The 3,605-nt window shown below is 69.5% G+C and carries 3 protein-coding genes and 1 pseudogene; 1 reads left to right on the forward strand and 3 read right to left on the reverse strand.

Annotated elements, in window-relative coordinates; genetic code table 11:
* Window positions 1-191, reverse strand: a 191-nt coding sequence (locus ACZ38L_RS38835) for a transposase (RefSeq protein WP_465702751.1), incomplete at its 3' end; no start/stop codon positions are given.
* Between the two features lie 50 nt (window positions 192-241).
* Here ACZ38L_RS38835 and ACZ38L_RS38840 point away from each other — a divergent pair.
* A pseudogene (locus ACZ38L_RS38840) lies at window positions 242-606 on the forward strand (SDR family oxidoreductase); the annotation flags it as partial.
* A 297-nt stretch (window positions 607-903) separates the two neighbouring features.
* Here the strand turns inward: ACZ38L_RS38840 and ACZ38L_RS38845 are convergent.
* A complete protein-coding gene (locus ACZ38L_RS38845; protein WP_465702753.1) occupies window positions 904-2,298 on the reverse strand; it encodes a threonine/serine exporter family protein in 1,395 nt (464 codons plus the stop codon).
* 414 nt (window positions 2,299-2,712) lie between these two features.
* The gene (locus ACZ38L_RS38850; RefSeq protein WP_465702757.1) at window positions 2,713-3,240 is read right to left on the reverse strand and encodes a hypothetical protein; all 528 of its coding nucleotides are present in this window, start codon (window positions 3,238-3,240) and stop codon (window positions 2,713-2,715) included.
* Window positions 3,241-3,605 lie beyond the last annotated feature (365 nt).

The raw sequence follows: 3,605 nt of genomic DNA on the forward strand, positions 1-3,605 counted from the left end.
TGCCGTTCGGACTCCCGCAGCGGCCCCGTCCCGCTCTCCGAGGCTCGCCGGGCGGCGTGCACCCAGTTCCGCAGTGTGGCCTCGTGCACCCCCAGATCCCGAGCCACCCGCGCGGCCGGCTTCCCGGTCTCCAGCACGATCCGCACGGCCCCATCCCGCAACTCGGCGTCGTACGTACGTCGCTTCCCCACCCTCAACTCCTTATCGGGTCACGACACCACGCTACGAGGGGAAGCACACCGCAGCTCTTCCCGTCTTCCGGGGGGGCAGGGTTCCGGGTACTTCGTCAACACCGTGTCCACCGCAGGACTGCGCACCGTGCCGCCCCGGTCGGTGTTCGCCGGCACGAAGAACGCCGTGCGCACAACCTCCGAGGGCCTGCGCCAGGAGGCCGGTCCCGGCCCGCGCGTGACCGTAGTCTCACCCGACGCCGTCCGCACGGACTGCACAGAGCGCATGGAGCCGGCTGCGAAGGCCCAGACCGACAGGATGATGGAGATGGCTCTTCCGCCGGAGGCGGTGGCTCACGCCATCGCCTCCGCCATCGAGCAGCCGGACACCGTCGATGTAGGTGACATCGTCGTTCGCCCCACCGCCCAGGAATAGGTCGACGCTGGCGCTGCCGTACTCGCCGGCACTGTGGAGGACTCGTTCGCCGAGGCCGGCAGCGCCATCGACCAAGCCTTCCACGGTCTGCCCGGATACCCGCCAGCCGACAACAGCCGGCCCGGGACCAACACCGGCGGCGGAGCGCCTCTGGGCACAGCGCCGGATCTGACGCCGGATCTGGTCCCGCACAGACGCCCTGGCGACGGGTTCTCAGCGCGTGCGCGAGGCCCGGTCTGCCGTCCCGCTCGGACCTCCCTGAATCACTCGCAGGCCCCGGACGGTCGCCCGCCGCACCTACCTGCCGCGCCTCTTTCTACGCTTGGCCGCGTGCCGGGGGAAGGTCGGCGGCAAGGCAAGACGACCGGTCGCGCCAGGCATGCGCATGAACAGATGGGCCATCTCTCCACCGAGATTCACGCCGATGGCAAGAGCCATGGCCATGGCTCCCGCGTGACCGATGTAGTCCAGACCCGCTTCGGGCTGGCGTTGGGCGAACGACAGCATGCCGAAGTAGAGCATGGAGCCCGGCATCAACGGCCCTATCGCGGCGGTGACGTGGGGCAGCGCGGAGGTCCGTCGATGACGGGCCATCAGCTGGCCAAAGAGGCCGACCAGTCCGGCCGCCAGCCCGGTGGCCAGAATCGTCTCGACGTGGGCGTTGACCAGCACGCCGTAGGTGGTCCACCCGATAGCGCTGTTGAGCACGACCAGCGGCACGGTTCGCCGGTCGGTCTGCAGCAGCATCGCGAAGCCGAGGGTCAGCAGCATCGCGGCCGTCAGTTGGAGTGGCGGGTTCCCGGTGCCACCCATGTTCTCGTACGGTTTCAGGTTCGCCCTGCTGTTGACACCCACGTAGAGCACCAGCATGACGCCGATCACGATGCCCGCCACCAGGTACAGCACTTCGAGCAGACGCGCGGCGGCGGTGAGGTAGAAGCCCGTCAGCCCGTCCTGCACCGCGGCGACCATCGGACGCCCGGGCAACAGGGCGAACAGTCCGCCGGTTACCACCAGCGAACCGCGCAGGTGCAGTTCGTTGAACGAGAGCAGTATGCCCACCAACGCGGCGGGCATCGCGGCGATCACGAACTGGTAGAACTCGGGCAGGCCGCGACGGCCGACCAACGCGGCCAGCCGGTCCCCGGCGCCGGCGGCGGTGAAGGCGCTGGCGAAGACGAACCAGGCCTTGCCGTCGGCCCTGGCGCCGACCAGAAAGGTGGCAGCCCCCGCCAGCAGGCCCGAGGCGAAGGCGAGCAGCCACACCGGGTAGCGATGCAGGCTGCGGCGCATCTCGGCCAGCCTGTGGTAGGCGTCGTCGACCGCTACCTGCCCGGCCACGATGTCCGAGGCCAGGCGGTAGACGGCGGCCAGCCGGGTGTAGTCGCAGGAACGGCGGCGGACCGTCCGCTCAGCGGTGATCGGCGGATCCACCAGCGAAGGCTGGTACGAGATCGCTATCAGCGTGAAGGTGACCCCCGGCTCGCATCGGCACAGCCGGTAGGCGCGGGCGACACCGAGCATCGCGGCCTCGACGTCTTCGGCGGCCTCTCCGCTGGCGAGCAGCAACTCGCCGATGCGCAGGGTGAGATCCAGGATCCGCGCCACGTTGCCCGGTTCGGACTCGTTCTCACGTGGACCGCATTCGAACGCCGGGCGTTCGACCATCGGCGTGCGCAGCAGGATCCGCATCCGGTCCCTCCACGGAACGTCACCGGTAGGGGCCTGGCCGAGAACGGGGACGGTCTCCCCGCCAGCCGGCGGCCTGGGGCGACCCAGCCGCGCGCCGACGCCGTCCTCGGCGGACCGTCCGGACTCCATCGGGGCCCCTTCGACCCAGGCCCCGGACCAGTCCACTCCATTCTGACCGGCCCCGGCCCCGTCGCCCAGCTGACCCTGCTCAGGCACTGCCGCTCCTCGCCGCCCGGCTCGTGTGTCACCCAATTCACTTTGCCCAATCGCGCACACTCGCGCACATATGGGACAAGACGGGATGAGGCGGGACGAGGGGCACGCGCCGGAAGGCTGTCCGGCGCGCCTCTCCATCGGAGTGACAGAGAACCATGGTGACGGTGAGTGATGGCCGCCGATGGGCCACCCGACGGGTCATGCAGTCGCCGGCACAGGGCCGGTCACGGAGATCGGCGTTGCGGAGCCCGACCCCCTGTGCGCGTCGGGGCGTTCCAGGACGGCGCCGGCGAAGCCGCCCTCAATGCCTACGGCAAAGGCCTCGCACTCGCCCGCGGCCCGCACGGCGTGCGCGTCACCGCGCTCATGCAGATCGCACCGGCCGCGACCCGGACACCATCCGCCTGAGGAGTTCCAGCGGCTTTCGGCGGGTACGCGATCGGGAACGCCCAGCACCGCGCGGACAAATGGCAGGTCTGGCACAACCTGGCCGAAGCCGTCGAGCGCCTCGTCTCCCGCCACCGCGCCTTGCTGCGTGACCTGGTCCACCCCGAACCGGAACCTGAGCCACCCGAACCGGAGCTCGCATCCACCGAGATGGTCACGGTCGACGAGGGTCTGCCCGAGCCCTACCCGGCGGGAAAGTTCCTCGACCGGCCCCGCGACACCCACGCCGCCGTCCGTGCCCAGGTCGAGGAGGACCTGAGCCTGCGCGAGGTCGCTCATCGCCTTGGTCTCAGCCGCAACACGGTCCGCAAGCACGCGCGCGGCCAGTCCCGAGACCATTCCGCAACGGGCCTTACTCGGGCGCGGGTCGGGTTCCCGCTCCTGCGCAAGAAGCTCCTGCTGACCGCTGCCAGCCGCCGAACCAGCGCCATCGCGGGGCCTTCAGCCTCGTACCCGGACCTCCTCGAGAAAAAGTCAGACCGAGTTTGATTCTGAACTCAGTCCGAATATGATCGAAGTGTGGCAGGGCTACGTGAACGCAAGAAGGAACGTGACTGGTTTGGTGCTCCTGGCGCGCTGAGTTGATCTTGGCGTCCTATTGGTTGATCATTGGGGCTCGTGTCCGAGACCCCGCCGCTGCCGAG

It is taken from the genome of Kitasatospora sp. NPDC024654 (genome assembly GCF_055559155.1).